The sequence below is a fragment of the Spirosoma sp. genome, from assembly GCF_048594605.1.
Lineage (GTDB): Bacteria > Bacteroidota > Bacteroidia > Cytophagales > Spirosomataceae > Spirosoma.
Window position 1 is genome coordinate 1 of sequence record NZ_JBMDWV010000115.1, and the last position, 22,380, is coordinate 22,380.

Here is a 22,380-nt window from a genome sequence, read left to right on the forward strand (position 1 = left end):
CAAACGCAGCTTACGACCGACGGCGTTAAGGATTTCGGCTACGCTACCGACAATGCAGGCTGGCGATCGAGTGAGCGGGCCATTCTGCAATGGTCGCCGGATTCGAAGAAAATTGCTACGTTCCGGCAGGATCAACGTAACGTGAGCGATATGTATCTGGTTACGACCAATGTAGGAAAACCGACCTTAAAACAGTGGAAATATCCGCTGCCCGGCGATAAGGACATTGCTACGATACACCGGGTTATTATTGACGTCGATAACCCGAAAGTGATTTCGTTGCAGATTCCACCCGATCCGCACCGCGCTACGTTAAGTGACGACATTTCGAGCAGCGGTACGTTTGATGACGTAAACTGGAACGAGAACGGTTCAAAGCTGGCTTTTGTGTCGACCTCCCGCGATCATAAACACGAGAAAATGCGGCTGGCCGATGCAGCAACGGGGGCAGTACGTGAGGTTTTTGAAGAAATCGTTCCGACGCAATATGAATCGGGCTGGGGCGCCATCAACTGGCGCTATCTCGACAAAACGAACGAGTTTATCTGGTTTTCGGAGCGCGACAACTGGGGGCATCTCTATCTGTACGACGCGCAGACTGGAAAACTCAAGAATCAGATTACCAAAGGCGACTGGCTGGTTACGAAGCTACTGAAAGTGGATGAAACGAAGCGGGTGCTTTATTTCATGGCTAACGGACGGCAAGCGGTTAACCCGTATTTTGGTCAGCTCTGCAAAATCGGATTTGATGGTAAAAACTTTGCGGTACTGACGCCCGAAGAAGGCAATCACCAGATAACGTTTTCGCCATCAGGCAATTACTTTATCGATACGTATTCAAAACCGGATGTTCCGGCAATCATCGTGCTACGTAACAAGGACGGGAAAATTAGTACGACGCTCGAAAAAACGGACATTTCCCGACTGACCGCTACCGGCTGGCAACCGCCTACGCCTATTACGGTAAAAGCGCATGATGGTAAAACTGATTTGTATGGATTGATGTACAAACCGACCCAGCTTGACCCGACCCGGAAATACCCGATCATCGATTACATTTATCCGGGTCCGCAGGGCGGCAGCGTGGGCAACTGGTCGTTTTCGGCCGCGCGTCGCGACAATCAGGCATTGGCGGAGCTTGGCTTTATCGTGGTCGAAATTGAAGGAACGAGCAATCCGCTACGTTCCAAGAGCTTTCACGACATGAGCTACGGTAATATGGCCGACAATACGCTACGTGACCAGATAACGGGCATTCAGCAACTAGCTCAGAAATATTCGTACATCGACACCAGCCGCGTTGGTATCTGGGGGCATTCGGGTGGTGGATTTGCCACGGCTACGGCCATGTTCCGGTACCCCGATTTCTTCAAAGTCGGTATTTCCGAATCAGGCAACCACGACAACCGCAATTACGAAGACGACTGGGGCGAGCGCTACAACGGTTTAGCCGCTAACGCTGATTATGAAGCGCAGGCGAATCAGAATTACGCCAAAAATCTGAAAGGCAAATTGATGTTGGCCCACGGCATGATGGACAACAACGTACCGCCTTACAATACGTTGCTGGTGGTTGAAGCGCTGGAAAAAGCCAACAAAGATTATGATCTGGTGATTTTCCCGAACAGTGCACACGCGTTTGGCCCCTACAGTTCGTACATGATGCGTCGTCGTTGGGATTACTTCGTCAAGAATCTATTGGGAGTCGAACCGCCAAAGGAATTTCTGGTGGAGATAAAACCCGATCCGCGCAATCGGGCGAATTAATCACATTTTTGTCATTCCGACCGTAGGGAGGAATCCAATTCTCCAATAAATCAAGCTTGAGATTCCTCCCTACGGTCGGAATGACAAATTATCAATAAAACTTCGGTAATGGATTCAGGGTCAGATTCTGGCGTTGATGCCAGTACGGGTAGATCGTTGGTACGTCGCTAGCCGCGTCTAGTTTTTTGATCTGATCGATGGTCAGATTCCAGCCCACAGCCTCCAGATTCTGTTTGAGTTGCTCTTCGTTACGTGCCCCGATGATGATACTCGAAACCGTGGGCCGATGCAGCAACCAGTTGAGCGACACCTGTGCCACTGATTTTCCGGTTTCTTCGGCAATTTCTTCCAGCGCATCGGTGATGTTATAGAACGTTTCTTCCGATACAACAGCCTGCGGAACAGGGCTCCCTCCTTCCACAACGCGCCCTTCGGTTGGTTTCGGTTTGTTACGTCCGTATTTGCCGCCTAACCGACCACCGGCTAATGGACTCCAGACAAACGCGCCAACGTTCTGATTGATACCCAGCGGCATCAGTTCCCACTCATACTCCCGGTTGACGAGCGAGTAGTAAACCTGATGCGCTATGTAGCGGTTCCAGCCGTATTTCTCCGAAATAGCCAGCGATTTCATCAGATGCCAACCCGAAAAATTAGAGCAGGCAATGTAGCGCACCTTGCCACTCTGAACCAGATCATCAAGCGTACGTAGCGTTTCTTCGACGGGCGTATTTCCATCAAAGCCGTGCATGTGATAAATGTCGATATGGTCTGTATTCAGGCGCTTAAGGCTGCTTTCACACTGCTTCAATAGATGCAAACGCGACGAACCCTGATTATTGGGCGCTTCGCCAAACGTAAACGTAGCTTTCGTGGAAATGAGCACTTTATCACGTTTTCCGGCAATGGCTTTGCCCAGAATTTCTTCCGACGCCCCTGTCGAGTAAACATCAGCCGTATCGAACAGATTGACGCCCGCATCCAGGCAAAGATCGACCAGCCGCGTAGCTTCCTCCACCTGCGTGTTGCCCCAGGCTTTAAAAAAGTCGCCCTGTCCGCCGAACGTAGCCGTACCAAAGCTTAGCACCGGCACGAACAGTCCTGAAGCTCCCAATTGTCTGTATTCCATAGTTTTTTACGTTGATTCAGTCAGGAATAATTTTCCCGACTACCTGTTAAAAACGAGCAGTAGGTTCTAAGTTCAAAAAGAGCTTTAAAACCAACGATACGTCCTACTCTTTCCAGAAATCGCCCAGTCCACCCCGCTTTCCCAGAAACGGATCGGTGGCAGGTAGTGGCACAGCGGCTATGTTTTTGTCAGCCTGCGGGCGCTCGCCGGGCTCACCACGTAACGTATCGTAATTACGCCCGTCGGGGTACGCACCTACTACGCCAAAATCCGCTGACGATTCCAGTTTTTTGTGGCCTACGCCCGCCGGAATTACAACAATATCACCCGCCTGAACCCGTACCTTCTCCCCTTTTTCGCCACCCAGTTGCAGCAATGCCGACCCGCTATAAACGCCCAGAACCTCGTGCGTTGTGCTATGATAATGATGATACGTAAAAACGCCATTGCGCCAGGAGTTGGTCCAGTTGTTGGCGGCAAAATGCTCTTCTAGCCCCAACGCGCCCGCCGATCCCGTTGCCTGAAACGCCTTCCTATACAGCAGCAGCGGATATTTGCTATTGGGAATTTTTCCGTCATCTTTAAACAGAAACGTTTCAGGTTCAATGTCGTGCTGAGTCATGGCAGTAAGCGCTAACAGGAGAGGGAAGCCCCCGAGTGAAAGAAATTCGGTTCGGTTCATACGGTTATTCGTTCACCAGGTCTCAAAGATACTTTTCTTCCAAAAACTCAGGCTCCTCCTACCAGAATTTCGCGTAGTTTTGATCCAATTGAAAGCAAAACAGGTGAGCAGAAGCAAGATAAAAACCTACAGCGTTGAATCGTTCCGGGAAAATTATATTCAGCCCGAGCCACGTACCGATACGTTGCTGAAGCTCGATTTTGGCAAGTTTTTTACCGTGAAGGTTGAAGAGCTGATTCGCCTGATTAAGCTTCCGGTCCCTCCCATCCGAAGCACAAACCATACGTTGATTTACCTTACCGATGGCGAAGCTGTTATGACCATTGGCAGCGATACCTATACGATTTTCAAAGATGAGTGTCTGGTAGTTCCGGCAGGTCAGGTTTTTTCATTCACCAACGTCGATCTGAATCAGGGTTACCTCTGTAACTTCCACAACGACATCATTATCGGGAAATTCGGCAAGGCTGAGCTGCTGAAAGACTTTGAATTTCTGCGCGTTTGGGGCAACCCACGTATCAGACTGGGCGAACAGACGTCTGGTTTTGTGCTACCTCTTTTCAAGCGCCTGTTACTCGAATACACAGAAAACGGTCTGACAAATCTGGACATCGTTCAGCCGTATTTTATTGCGCTTCTTAGTGAGATAAACCGTGTTTATAAACCGATGTCGATCAGTCCGCAGACAAATGCGGTTATGATTACCAACCAGTTTAAAGAATTGCTGTTTTCAAACCTTAGAACGCATCATCGCGTCACCGACTACGCATCGCTGCTGAATATTACGCCCAACCACCTTAATAAATCCGTTCGGACCATTACGAGTAAGTCGCCTACCAAGTGGATCGACGAAGCGATTGTACTGGAAGCCAAAGTATTGTTGCATCAAAGCACCCTGTCTATCAGCAACGTAGCAGCCGAGGTGGGCATTTTTGATGCTTCTTATTTTAGTCGTTTGTTCAAGAAATACGAAGGTATTACGCCATTGGCTTTCCGGCAAATGATTGAAAAGTCCTAAAATCCGCGTTGTCTGTCCTAAACAAAACCAGCCGTTACGTTGACCTTTGCAGCGCGGAACCAACGTAACGCATATGTACTCATCACTTCTTTTTTTTCATTCTCTATTTCGCTGGCTGGTTTTACTAAGTTTAGGCTATGCCATTTTCAGGGCGTATCGGGGCTATACCGGCAAGACTCTGTTCACTAAAGCCGACAATTCGGTTAGGCACTGGACAGCTACCCTTGCGCATATTCAGTTGACACTTGGCTTTACCTTGTACTTCACCAGCCCGATTATCAAGTATTTCTTTGCTAATTTTAAGCAGGAAATTCAACGTATCGATCTGACGTTTTTTGGTCTTATTCACTTCGTGCTTATGCTTATCGCCATCGTTGTCATAACCGTTGGCTCGGCATTGGCGAAACGCAGACCGACGGATACCGAGAAGTTCAGAACGATGCTGGTTTGGTTTTCCGTAGCGCTTGGGCTCATCTTTCTGGCCATTCCGTGGCCGTTTTCACCGCTAGCAAACAGACCGTATTTCAGACCGTACTAACTATGAAACATTATCTTGTCACAAACATCGGGCGACTACGCTTAATCGGCTTACTGGAAGGAATTTCGTTACTATTGCTGATTGGTATTGCCGTTCCTGCCAAACATATATTCGGTGATCCGACGCTGGTTAAGGCAATTGGTCCCATCCATGGCGTTTTGTTCCTGCTATTCGTTTTCAACACCATCAGCGTTGGCGTGGAGTACAACTGGAAGTTTATGACAACGACCTGGAAAGTTCTGCTAGCTTGTCTGATTCCGTTTGGTACGTTCTACATCGATAAAACGATACTGAGTAAAATCGATCCGGCAAACGAATCGGGCAATTAACTATCTTATCTGTAATGTATAAAAATAGCCCGGAATCGATAGCTGATTCCGGGCTATTTTTATACGTAGCATTGTCTACTCCTGTTTAAGCATGGCGGGGTCCATATACATATATTCCCAATGATGACCATCTAAATCGTCGAAACTGCGACCATACATGCCTTCCATTTCGATTGGTTCGTTGGGGGTAGTGGCCCCGGCTGCCACGGCCTTTGCCAGTTGTTCATCTACCTCTTCCCGACTATCTGCCGAAAGCGATACAATTACCTCCGTGCTGCCAGACGTATCAATAATTTCTTTTTTCGTAAAATTTTTGAAAAACGGCTCGACAATCAGCATGACGTAGATGTCCTCGCCGATAATCATGGACGTAGCGTTTTCGTCGGTGAATTGTTTATTGAAACTGTAACCGAGTTTTGTGAAGAATTCAACCGATTTGTTCAGGTCTTTAACGGGCAGATTTACAAAAATTTTGGTTGCCATACGTAGTTGTTGTTTGATGTTTACCTAACAAAAATACCACCTACGACCCGAACAAAGGGGGTGTATATCCGACAATAAACGGGGCAATCCCGACAACTTTTTCCGACATTCTCATGTCCTCAAAGGAAGAAAATAAAGCTAATGATCAGCAATAGAAACCCAACAATAACTATCTACTAATCAACAACATATTGTATTCTACGTATTTTTTACGAACCGCACGTTAAAGCGATAGCCAACGCTTTCATTACCGTAAAATACGATGTTGTGGGCTTTCCCCTGAGCGTCTTCCTGAATACTGAACGTAGTACCTTCGGCTGTCCAGAATTCACTAATATCGCCATCTATTGGAGCACTGTTCTGATAACTGTAACCCGCTGGATAGGCGTTGAACCCAGAAGCATTTGTGCCCGGAATGGTCCGCCAGTTCGTAGTCGACGTCAGCTTCTTGATAGCTTCCTGGGCTGTGGCCCGGTTAGCGGAAAAAACAACTCCCTGGCTTTCAGCTAAGGTCGTATAGTCCTGACGTGTTGGTAGCCGCCAGCCAGCGGGTACAACAATCGCTTTAGCTTCATCCAGGGTATAATATCGTCCATATTCGGATTTTTCGTTACCGGTTCCATAGGCTATTCCTCCCGGTCCTTCATAATTAGCAACCGTCCAGACCTGATTGCCGATGGTGCGAACCGGATAATCTTTACCATTGATTGAGACCGTCGTTGCCTGCGGTGCAGGCGTATTATCCTGGTTTTGTTTACCGGCTGTTAATATCAGTAGACAAAGAATGATCCAGACAGTAGATGTGGGGAAACCATAGCGTTTCTTGGATATACGTATCATTTTCAGGTTGATTTGGTAAGATTATTTACAAATCAAATCGGTTGAAGGGCGGCTTAAAAGAAGTGTATGACCGGCTGTAAAAAAGAGAGCCTGAATTGTCAGATTATGCCTATGGATAGTAATTGCTTGTTTGACTCGACGCTACGTATTAGCGGATAAATTGAAATCCAGCCTTGTTTTCCATTAAATAGTTCAGACAAATTACTTTTACGATTGGCACTAAGCCGACCAAACCTATATGCTACGTTCCTTTCTTATTCTCAGCGTTTTAGCTTTTACGTTTTTATTGAATGCTAGTTTTAAGCCAGCCCCAAAAACGAAACCCATTGTATTAGCCTACGTCGGTGGTTTTCGCGGGTTGGTTGATACCGACGGGATTGCCGCCGAAAAACTGACGCACATCAATTACGCGTTCATTGACGTCAAAAATAACCGCGCGTGGTTGCACAATCTCGCTACGGATTCCACAAATTTCCGGAAACTCAACAATCTTAAACTACGTAATCCCGATCTGAAGATCCTAATTTCCATTGGAGGGTGGGCTTGGAGTGAGAATTTTTCCGACGCTGTTTTTAGCGATACGTCGCGGGTGGCATTTGCGGCTTCGGCGGTCGATATTGTTCGCGAATACCAGTTGGATGGTATCGATATTGACTGGGAATACCCTGGTATGAAAGGTGAAGACAACGTATTTCGGCCCGAAGACAAAGAGAATTTCACGCTCATGTTCAAAGCGTTACGCGAACAGCTGGATGGTCTTACCAAACAGACCGGTAAAAAATACTACGTAACGACAGCCCTGCCCGGTTTCAATGCCATTTTCACACATACGGATATGGCAAAGGCGCATCAATACATGGATTACATTAACGTAATGGCTTATGACCACTTTACGGGTGGTCCCTTAGCGGGGCACCACACGAATCTGTACGCAACCGGCAAGGTAGATAATGAGCAATCGGGCGACAATGCCGTAAAACTGTACAAACAGGCGGGGGTTCCGGCTGACAAACTGGTGCTGGGTCTGGCATTCTACGGGCGGGCCTGGCAATTGCAGAATGGTGATCCTGACGTACATCCGCGTACCATTGCGAAAGTAGAGCGGGGCGGTGGCTATACGTTTATCAAAGATAGTTTGCTTACGAACCCGGCTTACAAACGAAATTGGGACCGTAAGGCCAAAGCGCCGTATCTGTACAATGCCGACCTGAAACAATTTGTCTCCTACGACGATGAGCAATCCGTGAAAGAAAAGTGTCGCTACGTGAAAAAGAAAGGCCTGGCGGGTGTAATGTTCTGGGAGTATTTCAGCGATCCGAAAGGATATTTGCTGAGTGAGATTGACCGCCAATTCCAATAGGATAAATCAGTCAGGACATTGGCCGGAGAGCATAGCTGGCTTCCAAACAAAACACCCTCGACAGTTAAGTGGCTATCGAGGGTGTTTTATGTAATTGAAGAGATTACTCTTTTGTGGCGGTGTTCTTAGTATTTTGAACTTCCGAGCGGATATCTTGCGCCAGCGTTTTTAAATCCTGCATCCCTTTACGGACGCGAGTTCCAGCAGCCTGGTTGTTTTTCTCGTAAAACTTCTCGAAATCAGCTTCCAGAGACATGACCAAATTCTTTACTTCATCGAAGCGTGCCATAGCAATTTGTATGGGTTTAAGTGTGTAATAAATGCCCAAATTCCGCTAAAAACGCGGTTTTCGGCTGAAATTTACTCATTCTCTCATACAGCGCAATAGCTAAGACAAAAAAATAGCTAAAAAATGCAATTTTTTGACCAAAACCCTATTCAGTGGCTGCTTCGGCCGATACTTCAAGCGTTTTTGGAGCCACAGGGGGTACATAATTCCGGTAAACACCCTGTTTAATCTTTTCGCCCATTTTCGCGAAGGCATTCAGTGTATATTCCACATCTTCCAGCGAATGAGCAGCGGTCGGAATGATACGTAGCATGATCGTTCCTTTCGGCACAACGGGGTACACAACAATCGAGCAGAAGACGCCCATATTTTCCCGCAAATCCGCCGTTAAAGCAGCTACCTCCGGAACACCGCCTTCCAGATTATGCAGGAATACCGGTGTTACAGGCGACTGCGTATCGCCAATGTCAAAACCACGTTCGCGCAGACCACTTTGCAATGCCCGCACATTCTGCCAGAGTTTATCCCGGAATTCCGACGAATTCCGAATCATTTCCAATCGTTTCAGCCCACCCACTACGTAAGGCATTGGCAACGCCTTCGCATATGTCTGCGACCGCATATTGTACTTGAGGTACATAATAATGTCGTGGTCGGCAGCAATGAAGGCCCCAATTGCCGCCATCGACTTGGCAAAGGTTGAGAAATATAGATCGATTCCGTCCTGGCAGCCTAGTGCTTCGCCAACCCCTGCGCCAGTTGCACCCATCGTACCAAACCCGTGCGCATCGTCAACCAATAATCTGAATTCATATTTTTCCTTGAGGGCGACAACCTGATCCAGGCTACCTACTTTCCCCGACATGCCAAATACGCCTTCCGTAATAACGAGGATGCTTCCTCCTTTTTCGGCAGCTTTTTTGGTAGCCCGCTGAAGATTTTTCTCCAGGCTGTCCATGTCGTTATGGTTAAACTTGTAGTATTCGCCCATTTTGGCCTTATGCAGCCGAATTCCGTCAATCAGGCAGGCGTGGCATTCGGCATCGTACACGATCACATCGCGATGATCGACTACAGCTTCAATCGCCGACATAACGCCCTGGTAGCCATAGTTCAATAAAAAGGCATCTTCTTTGCCAACAAACTGGGCGAGTTCCTTCTCAAACTGTTCGTGCAGGTCGCTGTTACCCGACATCATTCGGGCGCCCATTGGATAGGCCAGTCCCCATTGCTCAGATGCTTCAGCATCTGTCTTGCGGATCTCAGGATGATTTGCTAAACCCAGATAATTGTTCAGGCTCCAGTTCAGAACGTCTTTCCCCCGAAAACGCATATGCGGACCGAGTTCGCCTTCAAGTTTGGGAAATGCAAAGTAGTGGTGACCATTGAACTCCCGGGCTGGCGAACCGATAGGCCCAAGGTTGTTACGCAGTTTCTCAAATAAATCCACTTTTTATTGGTGTTTATCAGGCGAAAGCCTTGTTTATTTATATGCTAAGTGCAAAAATACGGTTAACTTTTGGTAGCGCAAATTGATATTGAAAAATTCAATTCCGTATTATTGTCTTTATATAGCCAGTGGAGATCATTACACTGTCATTAATTGGAAGCTACAATGAATAACAGTGTAACGATCTTCAATCAATAACTACCTGATGACGATAAAAAAACTCCTCGTTGCCAACCGGGGCGAAATTGCCCTGAGAATTATGCGGACCGCCCGCGAAATGGGTATTCAAACGGTAGCTATTTACTCGGAAGCGGATCGGAATGCGCTTCACGTCCGTTACGCCGACGAAGCGGTATGCGTTGGTCCGGCTCCCTCTTCTGAATCGTATTTGCGGGCGGATGTAATTGTTGAGGTCTGCAGACAGTTGCAGGTCGATGCCATTCATCCCGGCTACGGATTTCTGTCTGAAAATGCCAATTTCGCCCATCTTGTGCGCGAAGCAGGCTTGATTTTTATTGGTCCGTCGCCCGAAAGCATCGAGGTGATGGGTAGTAAATTAGCGGCTAAGGCGGCCGTTGCTACGTATAATATTCCAATGGTGCCCGGTACGCCCTCAGCCATTACGGACCGTAACGAAGCAAAGGTTATTTCGGCTCAGATCGGTTATCCAATTCTGATCAAAGCCAGCGCCGGCGGGGGCGGTAAAGGTATGCGCGTAGTGGAGAGCGAAGCCGATTTTGACGAGCAGATGGATCGAGCGGTTAGCGAAGCGCAATCTGCTTTTGGCGACGGTTCAGTATTTATCGAGAAGTACGTTACGTCGCCACGACACGTTGAGATTCAGGTTCTGGGCGACCAGCATGGCAATATTATTCATCTCTTCGAGCGCGAATGTTCGGTGCAGCGTCGGCATCAGAAAGTGGTCGAAGAAGCGCCGTCGGCAATTCTGACGCCGGAAATTCGTGAAGCAATGGGCCGGGCGGCCGTCGACGTAGCACGCGCTTGTGGTTATTACGGGGCGGGTACCGTTGAGTTTATTGTCAACGATAAGCTCGACTTCTATTTTCTGGAAATGAATACGCGGCTTCAGGTTGAACACCCCGTTACGGAGCAGATTACGGGCGTAGATCTGGTGAAGCAGATGATCTATATTGCTGAAGGTAAGCCGCTGGCTATTAAGCAGGAAGATCTGAAAATTAAGGGACATGCAGTCGAAATACGCGTTTATGCCGAAGATCCGGCCAACAATTTCCTGCCCGACGTAGGTACTCTCGATACGTATGTACGACCCCAGGGCAACGGCGTTCGGGTGGATGATGGATTCGAGCAAGGGATGTCCATTCCGATTTATTACGACCCAATGATTGCCAAACTCATTACGTATGGCGACAGTCGCGAAGAAGCCATCCAGAAAATGATTCGTGCCATCGACGAATACCAGATTTCGGGTGTGCAGACGACGCTGCCTTTCTGCCGATTCGTGATGGAGCATGAAGCTTTCCGCTCCGGGCAGTTCGACACTGGGTTTGTCAGTAAATATTTTACACCGGATAAACTTATTGCAGAACCAGGCCCGGAAGAAACCAGGTTAGCCGCCGTTCTGGCCGCCTATTTACTGGATACAGCCAAACCGAAAGCCAATGCTGTAGCTATAACAAAAGAAAGTCGCAGCAAGTGGAAAGCTAACCGATTGGGCTGATACGTCGGTTGGTAGCCTACATGGAATTAGCATTACGTTGCTAATTCCATGACGATTAGAATCCCATTCGCACTTCAAACCGTTCTCCCGAAACGGTTTGCTCATCAAGGTTGAAAATATCCGCGAGCGTCATGGCCTGATCCGTCCGGTATTCCATACCCAAATGCGCCAGTAAGCTGTTTGCTTTCGCTGGGGCCAGTTTACCAAACGCATAGTCAACCATCAGCCGTCCTTTCCGCAGCAATGCTTTATCCAGCAAATGCTTGCTGGCATTGAACGTAGCAATTACCTGAATATGCATACAATCGGCCAGCAGTCCGTCGGTAAGATTCAGGATGTTTGATACGCTGTTTGTATCTCCGCCTGCTTCGCGCGATTGCAGGATTCGCTCTGCGTCCTCGATTATCAGCACAGATTCTTTATTGTCCAGCAGAAACGGGATGATCTCGGGCGAGGTCAGGTAGTTGGTCATGTACGGCGGCAGGATGAGCATATCCTTTTTCACCAGCGAACTCAGGTATTTGATATAGGTTGTTTTTCCTGTTCCGGGTTCACCGTGTAGCAAAACAAGTCCCTTGCTCTTAGGCTGCGCCAACAAATTGACCAGGCGCTCATGAACCGCAGGGAAGTCCTCATTGTAATGCAGTTCAAGGTTAATATCGGGGGGGAGAATTTCGACCCGCTCCGTATGCAAGCCGCCTAATCCACTCTGTATTAGATAAATATGCGTCTGATTTTCTTCATGCACGTAGGCATGTGCCTGGAAACCATCCAGTAGTGATTTTGCGGATACTTCGTCGCGAAAGTAGCCATACAGACGAAAAAAGCGCTCGCCCACAAATTCCGCTTTAAGAATCAGGCCGTCTTCGTGCTGATAAATACGCTCTATTACGTGCCATCCCTGCTCCGTAATCCGGGCCGATTGATTGATAAGCACAAAGTTACGGCTCTCCAGCAACTGCTGTGCCGACGGCTTGAAATCATCATTAAAATGAAGATAGTTCGGATAACTACCGAACGTCTGCACGAAATGCGGAGCCAGTGGAAATTCCCGGTCAAGGTCACTGGGAATATACAGATTCTGAATAATTGCTTGGTTGGGCATACTACTGTTGGCCGACAGATAGCGCAACAGTTCGTCCCTGGAAATCTCTTCGCGTGGTTTCAAAAGGGGCTTCGTTACGTTTCTGAGGGACTAAGTTATCGAAAAAAACGATGTATGCCCCTTAAAACGTACTTGTTCATTGTTTAATACGTAAATCGCAGTACGTTCGGTGAGAAGCGAAGCATTATTTCATGAACGCTATTCTGATCGAACTGCATCGCATTGGGGCTTTCAGGCGTTTTGGAATTAAATATGTATCCCAGCCGAATCGACTTCGTCAGTTGATACTCGGCAAACGCCTGAAGGTAATTTGTGGAAATAAGGCCGGGGCTATTCTGCCGATAAGACAGACCTAATCCTATTTCTTCGTTGAACCAGGCGCGTAGGTTAATATCAACCCCTATTGGACGTGCGCCTATTTTCGAAATCAGAATCGAAGGGATCAGAATCGTATTATCGTCCACTTCAAACGGTACGCCCACCTGCAGCATTATGGGCCGAATGGCCTGATAAGCCGCCTGGCCAGAGAAATTGAGTGTACGTCCGGCCAGTTCCGGCGCAGAAAGTCCGGCGAAAAAGCGATCTGACTGATAATGAATTCCCACCCCAAAACTCGCCGTAGCGCGATTCAAAACAGTGGCGCTGGCAAAATCATAAAGAGGCAGTACCGTAACACCCCCCTGAACCCCAATAGCCAGTTTAGCCAAAGCGGGCAGATTGAACCGATACGCTACGTTACCGTATGCACCTGTTGCGGCAAACAGGCCCATCCGATCATTCAGCGCCTGAAATCCAAGGCCAACGCGTCCATTAGCGACAGCGCCATCGGCCGAAACACTTTGCGTGATGGGTGCGTAACGTACACTGAACCATTTTCGACGCAGAAAGGCCGACAAGTGAAATGATTCCCGGCTGCCTGCATAAGCGGGGTTAATACTCAACGGATTCTGCAGATATTCAGAATACAGTACTTCTTTCTGGGCCTGAGCACGCTGGCTTATTAACAGCAAACCAAAGCTGACAGTCAGGAAAAGAGCGACTTGTTTTAAGGAAATTTTCGGCATAGAGCGACAAAAAGGTCAAGAGCCTCCCAGACTATGCTAAAAGGCTCTCTTATTACTGAAAAAATCAACGTCTAAAAATCATATCCGAGCGAGAGGTAAGCAATTGGTTTACCAACAGTTTTATCCTCAAGCCCCCAGGCGTAGTCGAATTTGACAAAATAGCCAAAGATCATTGTTCGAACACCCGCTCCATACCCAATCAGGAACGGATTTTTAAAGTTGGTTACGATAGCCCGGAAGGGAATGGTTCCTCCGCCAACGACTTCCGTATTTAAGCTGTTTTGCTGGCTAAACGGACCGTTACCCGTCCAGGCAGTACCGATATCCGAGAAGGCAACCAGTTGGAGATTACGCAGGAAATTGGACGTTACGTTACCGCGATACAGATAGCGAATCAAAGGTACTCGTAGCTCCGCGTTAAACAACATGTGGCTGTTACCGGTCAGTTTTCCCCACTTGAATCCACGCAAAGGAGTTGCAAAGTCGAGGAAGAACGTATTACGGTAATCATACGGAATCTCGTTACGTACCGTATTAGGTACCAGCAGTGGGTTTGAGGAAATAGACTCTTTCTGGTTATTTATCCAGTTTTCTACACCGCCCAATGTGCTTTGCTTGGGAGATGCTCCTCCTGACTGACTAAAGGAAAAGCGAAGAGCCAGTACAATATCGCGATGAACTTTCTGGTAATGGCGCGCATCAAGAGAAAGTCGACGGAAACTCTCAGCCGACGAACGGAGCCCGGCATATTCTTCATACCGAAGTTTAATTTTCGAGCCAACGGTCATATTCATCCCGTTCGTGACGCTGTTATCGAATACAAACTCACCCCGCACCCCGGCGTAATCGGAAACAAGGTCTGGCAAGGCAAACGACGACAGATCGATCAGGCGGGTCATGGCGTAAAATGGCGCTACCGTAAACCGGCTGTTCACCGAGATCGGGTACGAGGCTGATACCATAAGTCGGTTGTACCGGTTTTTCTGCGTCAACCCGGCATCAGGAATAAAAAGCGTTTGCCGGTCAAAGCGAGCGCCAAAGTCGATACGATGTGTCAGGTTGGTATACTCGGCGAATAAATCGCTGTTGTGAAGCGCATTGGTCAGGCTCAGGAAGCCACCGGCACGTAGTACATGGTTTTCCAGTAAATCCGTTAACGTAACTTCCTGTGTATAGCCAAACCCTCGAACGGGATCGATACGCCAGTTTGACGGCGCGTCATTGATCCCAAATGTGCTTTTGTAATCAAACGGTCCACGTATTGTGATATTCTCCCGGCGCCGGTTACGTAACGGAGTCGTTGTTGTAAGGCCAGGCAGTGCACCAACTCCCGTACGGCGCTGTCGATATTCGGTTGCTTTTAGTACGTCGGCATCGAACTGATAATTATCAGTATCGACCTCACCGGGCCCTAAAACCAGCTTGGAAGCAGGGGCAGGTTGTGTTACTGCACTTGAATCGGTCGTTACGGGTTTAGCCTGAGTCGCTGACGTATCTGCTTTAACCTGATTTGGCCGAGCGGTCGTCTGTGCATTCAGTCGATTAATGGCTGCTGCCCGCTGGGTGGGCGTTGACGCGACTGTCTGGCTCAGATTAAGCTGCGATCGGAAACCAATGTATTCGTCGCCATCTTTCAGACTGCTGTACACAAACGCCCCATTGGCCGGATTTAGGTCGTACAGACGAATGCTTTGCGAAAAAGCGGTTACCTGACCAACTGATTTACTTTCTGTATCAAGGCGATATAAATTCCGAATGCCGTTTATATCGTTCAGAAAATAAACCGTCGTTTCGTTGGCGGGGATTGGTTGGGTTGCGTGCGAAAGGGAATCTGTCAGCCGAACCACTGATAAGTCCCGGGCACTGCCTTCGTGCGAAAAGAGCATCATGTGGTCGCGAATCGTTTTGTACGACCCTTTATCGACCCCAAGGGTATCTGATGGACGGTTCGAACTGAAAACAACCTGACGGGCTGTACGGCCAACAAACGCCGGGTATAAATCATCGTAGAGATCGTTGGTTATCTGTTGGTACGATCCCCGATTGATGCTGTACAAAAACAGGTCGTTCTGCCCATTCCGGTCGCCACTCAGAATCAGGCTTCCCCCATCGTCGGAGGCATCCATCCAGACTACCTGCGACAATCCCTTTACCTGACGCTTGAATTCCTGCTTTGGTCGCTTTTCAAAACTGAACTGATACAGATTGGTCTGCCCCAGCTCATCCGTCATAACCAGCAAATTATTACCACGTTGCCAGGCCAGCAACGGCGTACTGGTCGGTACAGCCTGCCCATCCAGTCGATAGCCTCCCGATAGTACAGTTGTCTTTTTCCGATTCGCTGTGTTAACAACTTCAACATGGAACTTACCATCGCGCAGAATGCTGTAGGCAATATATTGTTTATCAGGGCTTAGCTTTAAACTTATCAGCGACGATTTATCGTCAGCGGAACTTACTTTGAGCTGAAAGTCATCGCTACCTCCAGCCTGCGAAACGGCTCCGGCCATTCCGGCGTAGTATTCCCGCCATTCGCGCAGAAATCGACTATAGGGAACACCTAACGTACTGGTAATGCTTTTTTCTTCATTCCGGATAATACGGGTCAGATTCAGGATGTTGGACACGTTGTCCCGACCGTAACGCTGAACAATATAGTTCCAGATAGAATGGCCAACCTGCTCGGCCTCCTGCCCGGTTAATCCAGCTAACAGCGATGCCTTTTTGATAGGATGGGTCAACGCTACGTCCCGCATGTAATCATCCAGTTCGAGGCTGTTACCCTGAGCAATGTAGGAGGCTATACCGGGCATAAACCAGTCTGGCAATGTCAGCAGTAGCGAACTCTGGAGAGCATCTTTCAGGCTACCTCCGTAGAGCATATCGTATACGAACAGCATTGATACGTCGTGGATGATTTGCCGACGAAAACTAATCTGGTCGCCCGTAAAAGCTATTTCAATACGTGATTTTGACAGATCCTGTTCACGACTACTCAATCCGCCCTGCGCATTGATACCAATATTACTCTGTACCAGTTCAGACGGTGAGTTGAACAGGAAAATCTTGACCCGATTGTAGGGTGTATAGCCCAGCAGTTCGGTTATCCGATCAAATTCCGACTCGGCATACTGCGCCGTTAAATCAGCTATTTGTCTACCATTCTGATAATAATAGATCTCGAAATTTGAGGTTCGGACTGTTTTCCAGTCAAAGCTGCGGTATTGAATACGGTTTTTTCCGTATCGCTCCATCGACGGAAAATTTTGAGCTGAAGCAGCGCTCATGCCACCTACCAACAGGCCTAACAGCAAAAGGTATTGATTTCGCATAATAAAACGACCATCCTACATCCTATTTCACTACGTCTGATCCATAGATGTCTGATTCACCAACTAATGTGTTCTACTATTCAGAATTTACGATTTTGTATTTATAACTAGCCAACTGTTACGTCTATTCGTACCGCAATTAACTACTATAAATCAACAAGCATAAATACTATAAATTCGTGTTACTATAACGAAACACAACGGCTAATATTCGCTTCGGGCTCTAAATCTTCACCATCTAATAAATATCGGGAAAATTGCTCGGCCAGATAGGGTGCCAGCGAAACACCCTTGGTCCCCATTCCACCGAAGATTCCGACCGCTGGATGTTCGGGATGCAAGCCAATGAACGGTCGACGATCTTTGGTAGATGGACGAATACCGGCCTGCTGCGCAACAATCTGGTATGGTATTGTCAACAGCTCACGTACCTTCGATTCTAGAAACTCACGACCCTCATTGGTTGTTTGCCAGTCTAGATCGTGCCAGCTATACGTAGCGCCAATTCGGATCAGGCCATCGCGGACGGGCAAGATAAAAATTCCCTGATTCACGATGTTTCGGATTGAGTAACCTTCGGCCACAGCTGTAAGAATTTGCCCTTTGACCGGATTGTATGGCAACCAGCTGAACAATGGGTTTTCGCGAGACAATACGCCATCGCAAAAAATCACTTTGGTGAAATCGATGCCTTTCCAGCCAACTTTATCGGCCTTAATATGTAAGTCGTCGGGGATGATCCGCCCTTCAAAATACTGGTTTTTTCGGACAAAATAACCCTTGACTACTCGTACAAATTCGTTTAAATCGAGCCACCCCGCCTGCGTTACCTCAAGTCCTCCAAACGGGTTATTAATAAATCGGCTGTACACCTGGTCATTCGTAGTTTCTGTTACGTAGGCACGAACAGCAGGATCGGCTAGCAAAGCCAGATAATCGGTTTGTTCGCGAACGGACCGAAACGGTCTGTAGATATTCTTGGAATGAAAAAACTGAACCCCGAGGGCGTGCTCAATACCGCTGTAGAACTGATCTAAAAACGGAAATAATTCGTCGGCTTTCCAGGTACGAACCAGTTTGCGACCTGTGAGCGGGTTGACGATCCCGGCGGCTACAGCCGAGGCAGACGGCAACACCGGATCATCGGCCAGTATGACCGAACAGCCACGTTGGTCAAGCGTCCAGGCTAGTACTGAACCGGCCACGCCTTGCCCCACAATCAGGAAATCGGCTGTCATAGGCTACTTCATGAATAATGTAAAATGAATAATCCAAAGTGATTCAGCAAGTTCTGTTATTCATTCTGCATTTTTCACTTTCATTCTAGTTCTATATAGTTCAGCCATTTTACGGTCAGCCAGTTCAATTACCCAGTCGACCTGCTCTTCAATAGTCATGTGCGACGTATCGAGTAATTCGGCATCGGGGGCCTGAACGAGTGGGCTTTCGGCACGGGTTGTGTCGATAAGGTCCCGTTTTTCAAGATTCTGAATGATCTCTTCCAGATTAACCAGTTCTCCTTTGGCCAGCAATTCCTGTTGCCGGCGTCTGGCGCGGGTATATGTATCAGCCGTCATAAATACTTTCACTTCAGCATCCGGAAACACTTTGGTGCCAATATCACGACCATCCATTACCAATCCTCGCCGACGACCCATTTTTTGTTGCTGTGCCACCATCGCCCAGCGTACTTCCGGAATGGCACTCACTTCGCTGACAATGTTGGAGATGTACATTTTACGAATTTCCTCCTCCACGTTGAGGCCATTCAGGCAAGTTTCGTTCTTCCCTGTGCGGGCGTTGTACTTAAAGGCAATATGAATTTTCTCCAGGGCCTGTGTTACCTCTTTCTGACTCGTTAGCGCAACGTGCTCCTGAAAAAAAAACAGGCTAACTGCACGATACATGGCTCCAGTATCAATATAGCCATAACCAAGTCGGGCAGCTACGGCTTTGGCTGTAGTGCTTTTCCCGCAACTGGAATAGCCGTCAATGGCGATGACAATTTTCGGCATGACTTGTACATCCCCGCCGAAGCGGTCTTAGATAGGATCAGAATAATCGCAAAAATGAAGCATTGTTCAGTAAAAATCATCTATCGCCTTCAATCTGTTGACAAACGTTTCGGCGTTGACGATTTACTAATACTCGCTAACTAATTGATTTAATGCTCGATAATCGGATCGAAGCATAGCAAAAATATGTTCATCCAGGTACTGATTATTTTTAACGGCAGCTTTTCGATGAACGGCTTCGTGCTGGTAACCGGCCGCTTCCAACACACGCATCGAACCTATATTTCCTTCCAATACACAGGCAAAAATGCGGTTCACCTGAAAATTCTGGAAAATATACTTTGTCATGATAGGCAGGGCTTCGCTCATAATACCACGCCCCCAGTAATCTTCACCAAGCCAATACCCGATTTCGGCATTGTAGCGGTATATGTCGTCTTTTACCGTAAAGCCAATGTTTCCAACCGCCTGCCCATCAATTTCAACCGCCAGATTATTAGGCTGCTGATAGGATCTGTTCGAGCGTACCCATGCATTGGCGTCGCGTGGGGTATACGGATGCGGAAAAAAATCCCGGACATTATTCCAGATACGTCGATTGCTGGCGTGACGAACCAAGGATTCTTCGTCGCCCTCACGCCAGGGACGAAGTTGACCAATAGAAAGCGGGAAGGTAACCAACGTAGTAGTCAAAGGATGCGAACGTCTGTTATGTCACTAACTATGTGTACAGGCAAATGTTACTATTTGTAAGAAAGATGCAAACGTCAGGCTGCAATAACTATTTGCTTATTTATCGCCAATTTCAGCAGTTACCACAACGGTCAGGCTGCGGGCCCCGTGCGCTCCAACAACCAGCGATTGTTCTATATCGGCCGTTTTCGACGGGCCGCAGATAAATACGCCATATGTAAGAGACGCCCGATCAACGTGTTGATACGCTACGTGCATATTTGGAACGAGTGTGTTTCGATCGACAACCAGCACCAGATGCTGAGTAATAAATGGTAATGATCGATTCAGCATATCAGGCTCCGGCAGCCAGACAGCCCCGTTTTCGGCAACAAAAAAATCGCCCTTCAGCACCGTCAGATCAATCTGCTCGATCACCATTTTATCGGTTTCAGTGTCGACAGAAACCAGATCAATGCCGGGGAGTGGCACTGAGGAGGCAACACGTATAGCATCGGGAAAAGACTGACGTAATGATTCGCTAAGTGAATCGCCTGGATTCAACTCCATCAGCTTTCCGCCGACAAACGCCAGGGCATCGCGGAAACGCGTAAATAAGTCGTCCGATTCGTTGACAAATGTCGGAACGTCGGGTAGAGGTAAAGGTTCAGGTTTATTTTGCCGAACGCGGGCAAGCATCTGATCACGAGTACTCATAATGGAAGAAATGAGATTGAATGCCAATACTACAAAATAACTTCATCTCTCCCCTACCCGATTTCGCTCCACCCTTATCGGGATTCGTCGGAAAATGTGGTCGGGCGGCAGACAGACGCTCTAGTTTTGGCTCATCCAATCCATAATTCAACTGCCTGGGATTTCAGTACGCTTATGCACTCGAAAAAGCAAAGAGAATGTCAACAACCCATAAAACCGGCCAATCATGGAAACAAACGTAATGATACGTCCAACAACTAGTCCTACACCGGAAGAATTAGCCATCCGTCAGGTATTCGACAAACTGGCTGAGGCCTGGAATGCAGGCGATGCGAACGCTTTCGCCAGCCATCTAACTACTGATTGTGACTACGTAACGTTTGCGGGGCAGCACATAAAAGGTCGGCAGGAAAACGAGAAAATTCACCGGGAGCTATTCAGTTCATGGGCCATGAAAGGTTCTACCATGCATACGGGTTCGAAGCCGCCAAGGGTTACTTTTCTGAGCCCCACCATCGCTCTCGTGCATTCAACGGGAACGGTTCAGCTACGTTTCCAGAAAGAACCGCCTTTAGATCGCCTATCCATACAGACAACGGTGCTGATCAAAGCCAATGACCAGTGGAAAATCCGGGCCTTTCATAACTGCCGCATTCAAAAACCAGGCTTGTTTCAACGAATTCTGATGGCATTCAAAAGCAATTAATCCCGTGCTCTGAATCCGCACTGCTTCCCCGTTATTCAAGTAGACTATCGAAAAAATCTCTACATTTAAACCAGCCGACGATCTCTCACCTATATGAAACCAGAAACCAATTGACCACTTCTGACAACGCTTCAATTATCGACCACTAACGCTTAACTGACGACTATCGATTATATCTCCATGACGCGCGAACAACTTATCGGCACAATTGGCAAAAACGGCCGACGACTCAATATGATGGGCTCCGATCTGGCAGGGTTCGACTTCAGTGGCCTTGACCTGACCCAAGCTGACTTTCGCTTTTCAAACCTTAGTCGGGCTAATTTTCGGGGGGCCATTCTTCGTCAGGCGGATCTGAGTTTTTCCAATCTCGAAGGTGCTACGTTTGCCGAAGCCGATTTGTATGAAGCGAATTTAAATTTTTGCGGATTGGAAGACGTCGACCTTACGGGCGCCAATGTGGAAGGTGCTACGTTCAATTTCTCCGGACGTAGCCGATACCGCCCCCCAACCGCCGACCGCGCCGAACCCATCACGTTAACAAACATTCTGCAAAAACCGGGTCTGGGCACCTTTATTGGCGCTTTTCTGGGTGCTTTACTGATTTATGGCTGCAATGCCATTATTTATTTTACCAACCTCATCGTAACGGCAAACGACCCGCTCATGGCGGGTTTGTACAAGTTTCTGGTTGTGCAGAACATGGCCGATGGAGCCGTTGTCTTTTTACTGACGTGGTCCTTATCGGGTTGGCTCACCCGCCAGTTCTCAGCCGTTTGGCAACGGCATCTGGTCATGAGTTTCGCCGTGATATGTAGCTTCTGGGTTGTCAACATGGGCCTTTACGTCATTATGGGCAAACAATACATTGATAAACTGGCAACCCGACCCGAAGGAATCGAAGATACGGCGGCCTGGTATGTTTATGTGATGGGCGATTTACTGATTGCCAATTTTTTCCTGTACGTTTTGCAGCAAGGTCGTCAGCTGACCCGCAAGCTTTCCGAGCAGGAGTTTCAACTACTCAATCTGGAGAAATTAAAAACCCGGGCTGAACTGGATGCCTTACAGGCCAAAATCAACCCGCATTTTCTGTATAATTCGTTGAATAGCATTGCCAGCCTGGTGCATGACGATCCGGATAAAGCCGAAGAGATGACGCTGCTTCTGTCAAAACTCTTTCGC

Annotated in this window: 21 protein-coding genes; 8 read left to right on the forward strand and 13 right to left on the reverse strand. The window is 47.9% G+C overall.

Going from position 1 to position 22,380, the window contains the following annotated elements:
- Positions 1-1,767: DPP IV N-terminal domain-containing protein (locus ACOJS8_RS06980; protein WP_420147820.1), on the forward strand; the 1,767-nt coding region annotated here is incomplete at its 5' end.
- Positions 1,768-1,858: 91 nt separating this feature from the next.
- Here ACOJS8_RS06980 and ACOJS8_RS06985 read toward each other — a convergent pair.
- On the reverse strand, positions 1,859-2,896 hold the full coding sequence (locus tag ACOJS8_RS06985; RefSeq protein WP_420147821.1) for an aldo/keto reductase: 1,038 nt from the start codon (positions 2,894-2,896) through the stop codon (positions 1,859-1,861).
- A 103-nt stretch (positions 2,897-2,999) separates the two neighbouring features.
- Entirely contained in the window at positions 3,000-3,578 is a 579-nt protein-coding gene (locus ACOJS8_RS06990) for a cupin domain-containing protein (protein ID WP_420147822.1), read from the reverse strand.
- 79 nt (positions 3,579-3,657) lie between these two features.
- Between ACOJS8_RS06990 and ACOJS8_RS06995 the strand changes: the two genes are divergently transcribed.
- Genes ACOJS8_RS06995 through ACOJS8_RS07005 form a run of 3 tightly spaced genes read left to right on the forward strand, consistent with a single transcriptional unit; the run spans position 3,658 to position 5,463 of the window.
- Positions 3,658-4,596 carry an AraC family transcriptional regulator gene (locus ACOJS8_RS06995; protein ID WP_420147823.1) on the forward strand — a complete coding sequence of 313 codons (939 nt, stop codon included), beginning with the start codon at positions 3,658-3,660 and terminating at the stop codon, positions 4,594-4,596.
- Between the two features lie 46 nt (positions 4,597-4,642).
- Positions 4,643-5,134: a hypothetical protein gene (locus tag ACOJS8_RS07000; protein WP_420147824.1), complete on the forward strand. Its 492-nt coding sequence runs from the start codon at positions 4,643-4,645 to the stop codon at positions 5,132-5,134.
- A gap of 2 nt (positions 5,135-5,136) precedes the next feature.
- The gene (locus ACOJS8_RS07005; protein WP_420147825.1) at positions 5,137-5,463 is read left to right on the forward strand and encodes a DUF3817 domain-containing protein; all 327 of its coding nucleotides are present in this window, start codon (positions 5,137-5,139) and stop codon (positions 5,461-5,463) included.
- Between the two features lie 75 nt (positions 5,464-5,538).
- Here ACOJS8_RS07005 and ACOJS8_RS07010 read toward each other — a convergent pair whose 3' ends face one another.
- Together ACOJS8_RS07010 and ACOJS8_RS07015 are read right to left on the reverse strand one after the other, a co-directional pair.
- Complete coding sequence (locus tag ACOJS8_RS07010; RefSeq protein WP_420147826.1) at positions 5,539-5,946, reverse strand: VOC family protein; 408 nt, start codon at positions 5,944-5,946, stop codon at positions 5,539-5,541.
- A gap of 198 nt (positions 5,947-6,144) precedes the next feature.
- On the reverse strand, positions 6,145-6,786 hold the full coding sequence (locus ACOJS8_RS07015) for an FISUMP domain-containing protein (RefSeq protein ID WP_420147827.1): 642 nt from the start codon (positions 6,784-6,786) through the stop codon (positions 6,145-6,147).
- 238 nt (positions 6,787-7,024) lie between these two features.
- Between ACOJS8_RS07015 and ACOJS8_RS07020 the strand changes: the two genes are divergently transcribed.
- Positions 7,025-8,146, forward strand: a complete 1,122-nt coding sequence (locus tag ACOJS8_RS07020) for a glycoside hydrolase family 18 protein (RefSeq protein ID WP_420147828.1) — start codon at positions 7,025-7,027, stop codon at positions 8,144-8,146.
- 103 nt (positions 8,147-8,249) lie between these two features.
- Here ACOJS8_RS07020 and ACOJS8_RS07025 read toward each other — a convergent pair whose 3' ends face one another.
- Positions 8,250-8,435, reverse strand: coding sequence for a histone H1 (locus tag ACOJS8_RS07025; protein ID WP_420147829.1), 186 nt, complete (start codon positions 8,433-8,435; stop codon positions 8,250-8,252).
- A gap of 145 nt (positions 8,436-8,580) precedes the next feature.
- The gene (locus ACOJS8_RS07030; RefSeq protein ID WP_420147830.1) at positions 8,581-9,885 is read right to left on the reverse strand and encodes an aminotransferase class I/II-fold pyridoxal phosphate-dependent enzyme; all 1,305 of its coding nucleotides are present in this window, start codon (positions 9,883-9,885) and stop codon (positions 8,581-8,583) included.
- A 205-nt stretch (positions 9,886-10,090) separates the two neighbouring features.
- Here ACOJS8_RS07030 and accC point away from each other — a divergent pair, with 205 nt between their 5' ends.
- Complete coding sequence (gene accC, locus ACOJS8_RS07035; RefSeq protein ID WP_420147831.1) at positions 10,091-11,584, forward strand: acetyl-CoA carboxylase biotin carboxylase subunit; 1,494 nt, start codon at positions 10,091-10,093, stop codon at positions 11,582-11,584.
- 55 nt (positions 11,585-11,639) lie between these two features.
- Here accC and ACOJS8_RS07040 read toward each other — a convergent pair whose 3' ends face one another.
- From ACOJS8_RS07040 to ACOJS8_RS07070, 7 genes are all read right to left on the reverse strand, one after another.
- A complete protein-coding gene (locus tag ACOJS8_RS07040; protein ID WP_420147840.1) occupies positions 11,640-12,689 on the reverse strand; it encodes an AAA family ATPase in 1,050 nt (349 codons plus the stop codon).
- Between the two features lie 143 nt (positions 12,690-12,832).
- Positions 12,833-13,753: a PorP/SprF family type IX secretion system membrane protein gene (locus ACOJS8_RS07045; RefSeq protein WP_420147832.1), complete on the reverse strand. Its 921-nt coding sequence runs from the start codon at positions 13,751-13,753 to the stop codon at positions 12,833-12,835.
- Between the two features lie 71 nt (positions 13,754-13,824).
- On the reverse strand, positions 13,825-17,085 hold the full coding sequence (locus tag ACOJS8_RS07050; RefSeq protein WP_420147833.1) for a hypothetical protein: 3,261 nt from the start codon (positions 17,083-17,085) through the stop codon (positions 13,825-13,827).
- A 185-nt stretch (positions 17,086-17,270) separates the two neighbouring features.
- Entirely contained in the window at positions 17,271-18,323 is a 1,053-nt protein-coding gene (locus tag ACOJS8_RS07055) for an NAD(P)/FAD-dependent oxidoreductase (protein ID WP_420147834.1), read from the reverse strand.
- A gap of 60 nt (positions 18,324-18,383) precedes the next feature.
- A complete protein-coding gene (cmk, locus tag ACOJS8_RS07060) occupies positions 18,384-19,100 on the reverse strand; it encodes a (d)CMP kinase (RefSeq protein WP_420147835.1) in 717 nt (238 codons plus the stop codon).
- A 126-nt stretch (positions 19,101-19,226) separates the two neighbouring features.
- The gene (locus ACOJS8_RS07065; protein WP_420147836.1) at positions 19,227-19,793 is read right to left on the reverse strand and encodes a GNAT family N-acetyltransferase; all 567 of its coding nucleotides are present in this window, start codon (positions 19,791-19,793) and stop codon (positions 19,227-19,229) included.
- Positions 19,794-19,889: 96 nt separating this feature from the next.
- Positions 19,890-20,489 carry a LutC/YkgG family protein gene (locus ACOJS8_RS07070; protein WP_420147837.1) on the reverse strand — a complete coding sequence of 200 codons (600 nt, stop codon included), beginning with the start codon at positions 20,487-20,489 and terminating at the stop codon, positions 19,890-19,892.
- A gap of 226 nt (positions 20,490-20,715) precedes the next feature.
- Between ACOJS8_RS07070 and ACOJS8_RS07075 the strand changes: the two genes are divergently transcribed.
- The gene (locus ACOJS8_RS07075; protein WP_420147838.1) at positions 20,716-21,195 is read left to right on the forward strand and encodes an SgcJ/EcaC family oxidoreductase; all 480 of its coding nucleotides are present in this window, start codon (positions 20,716-20,718) and stop codon (positions 21,193-21,195) included.
- A gap of 180 nt (positions 21,196-21,375) precedes the next feature.
- On the forward strand, positions 21,376-22,380 hold a 1,005-nt coding region (locus ACOJS8_RS07080), incomplete at its 3' end, for a pentapeptide repeat-containing protein (RefSeq protein ID WP_420147839.1).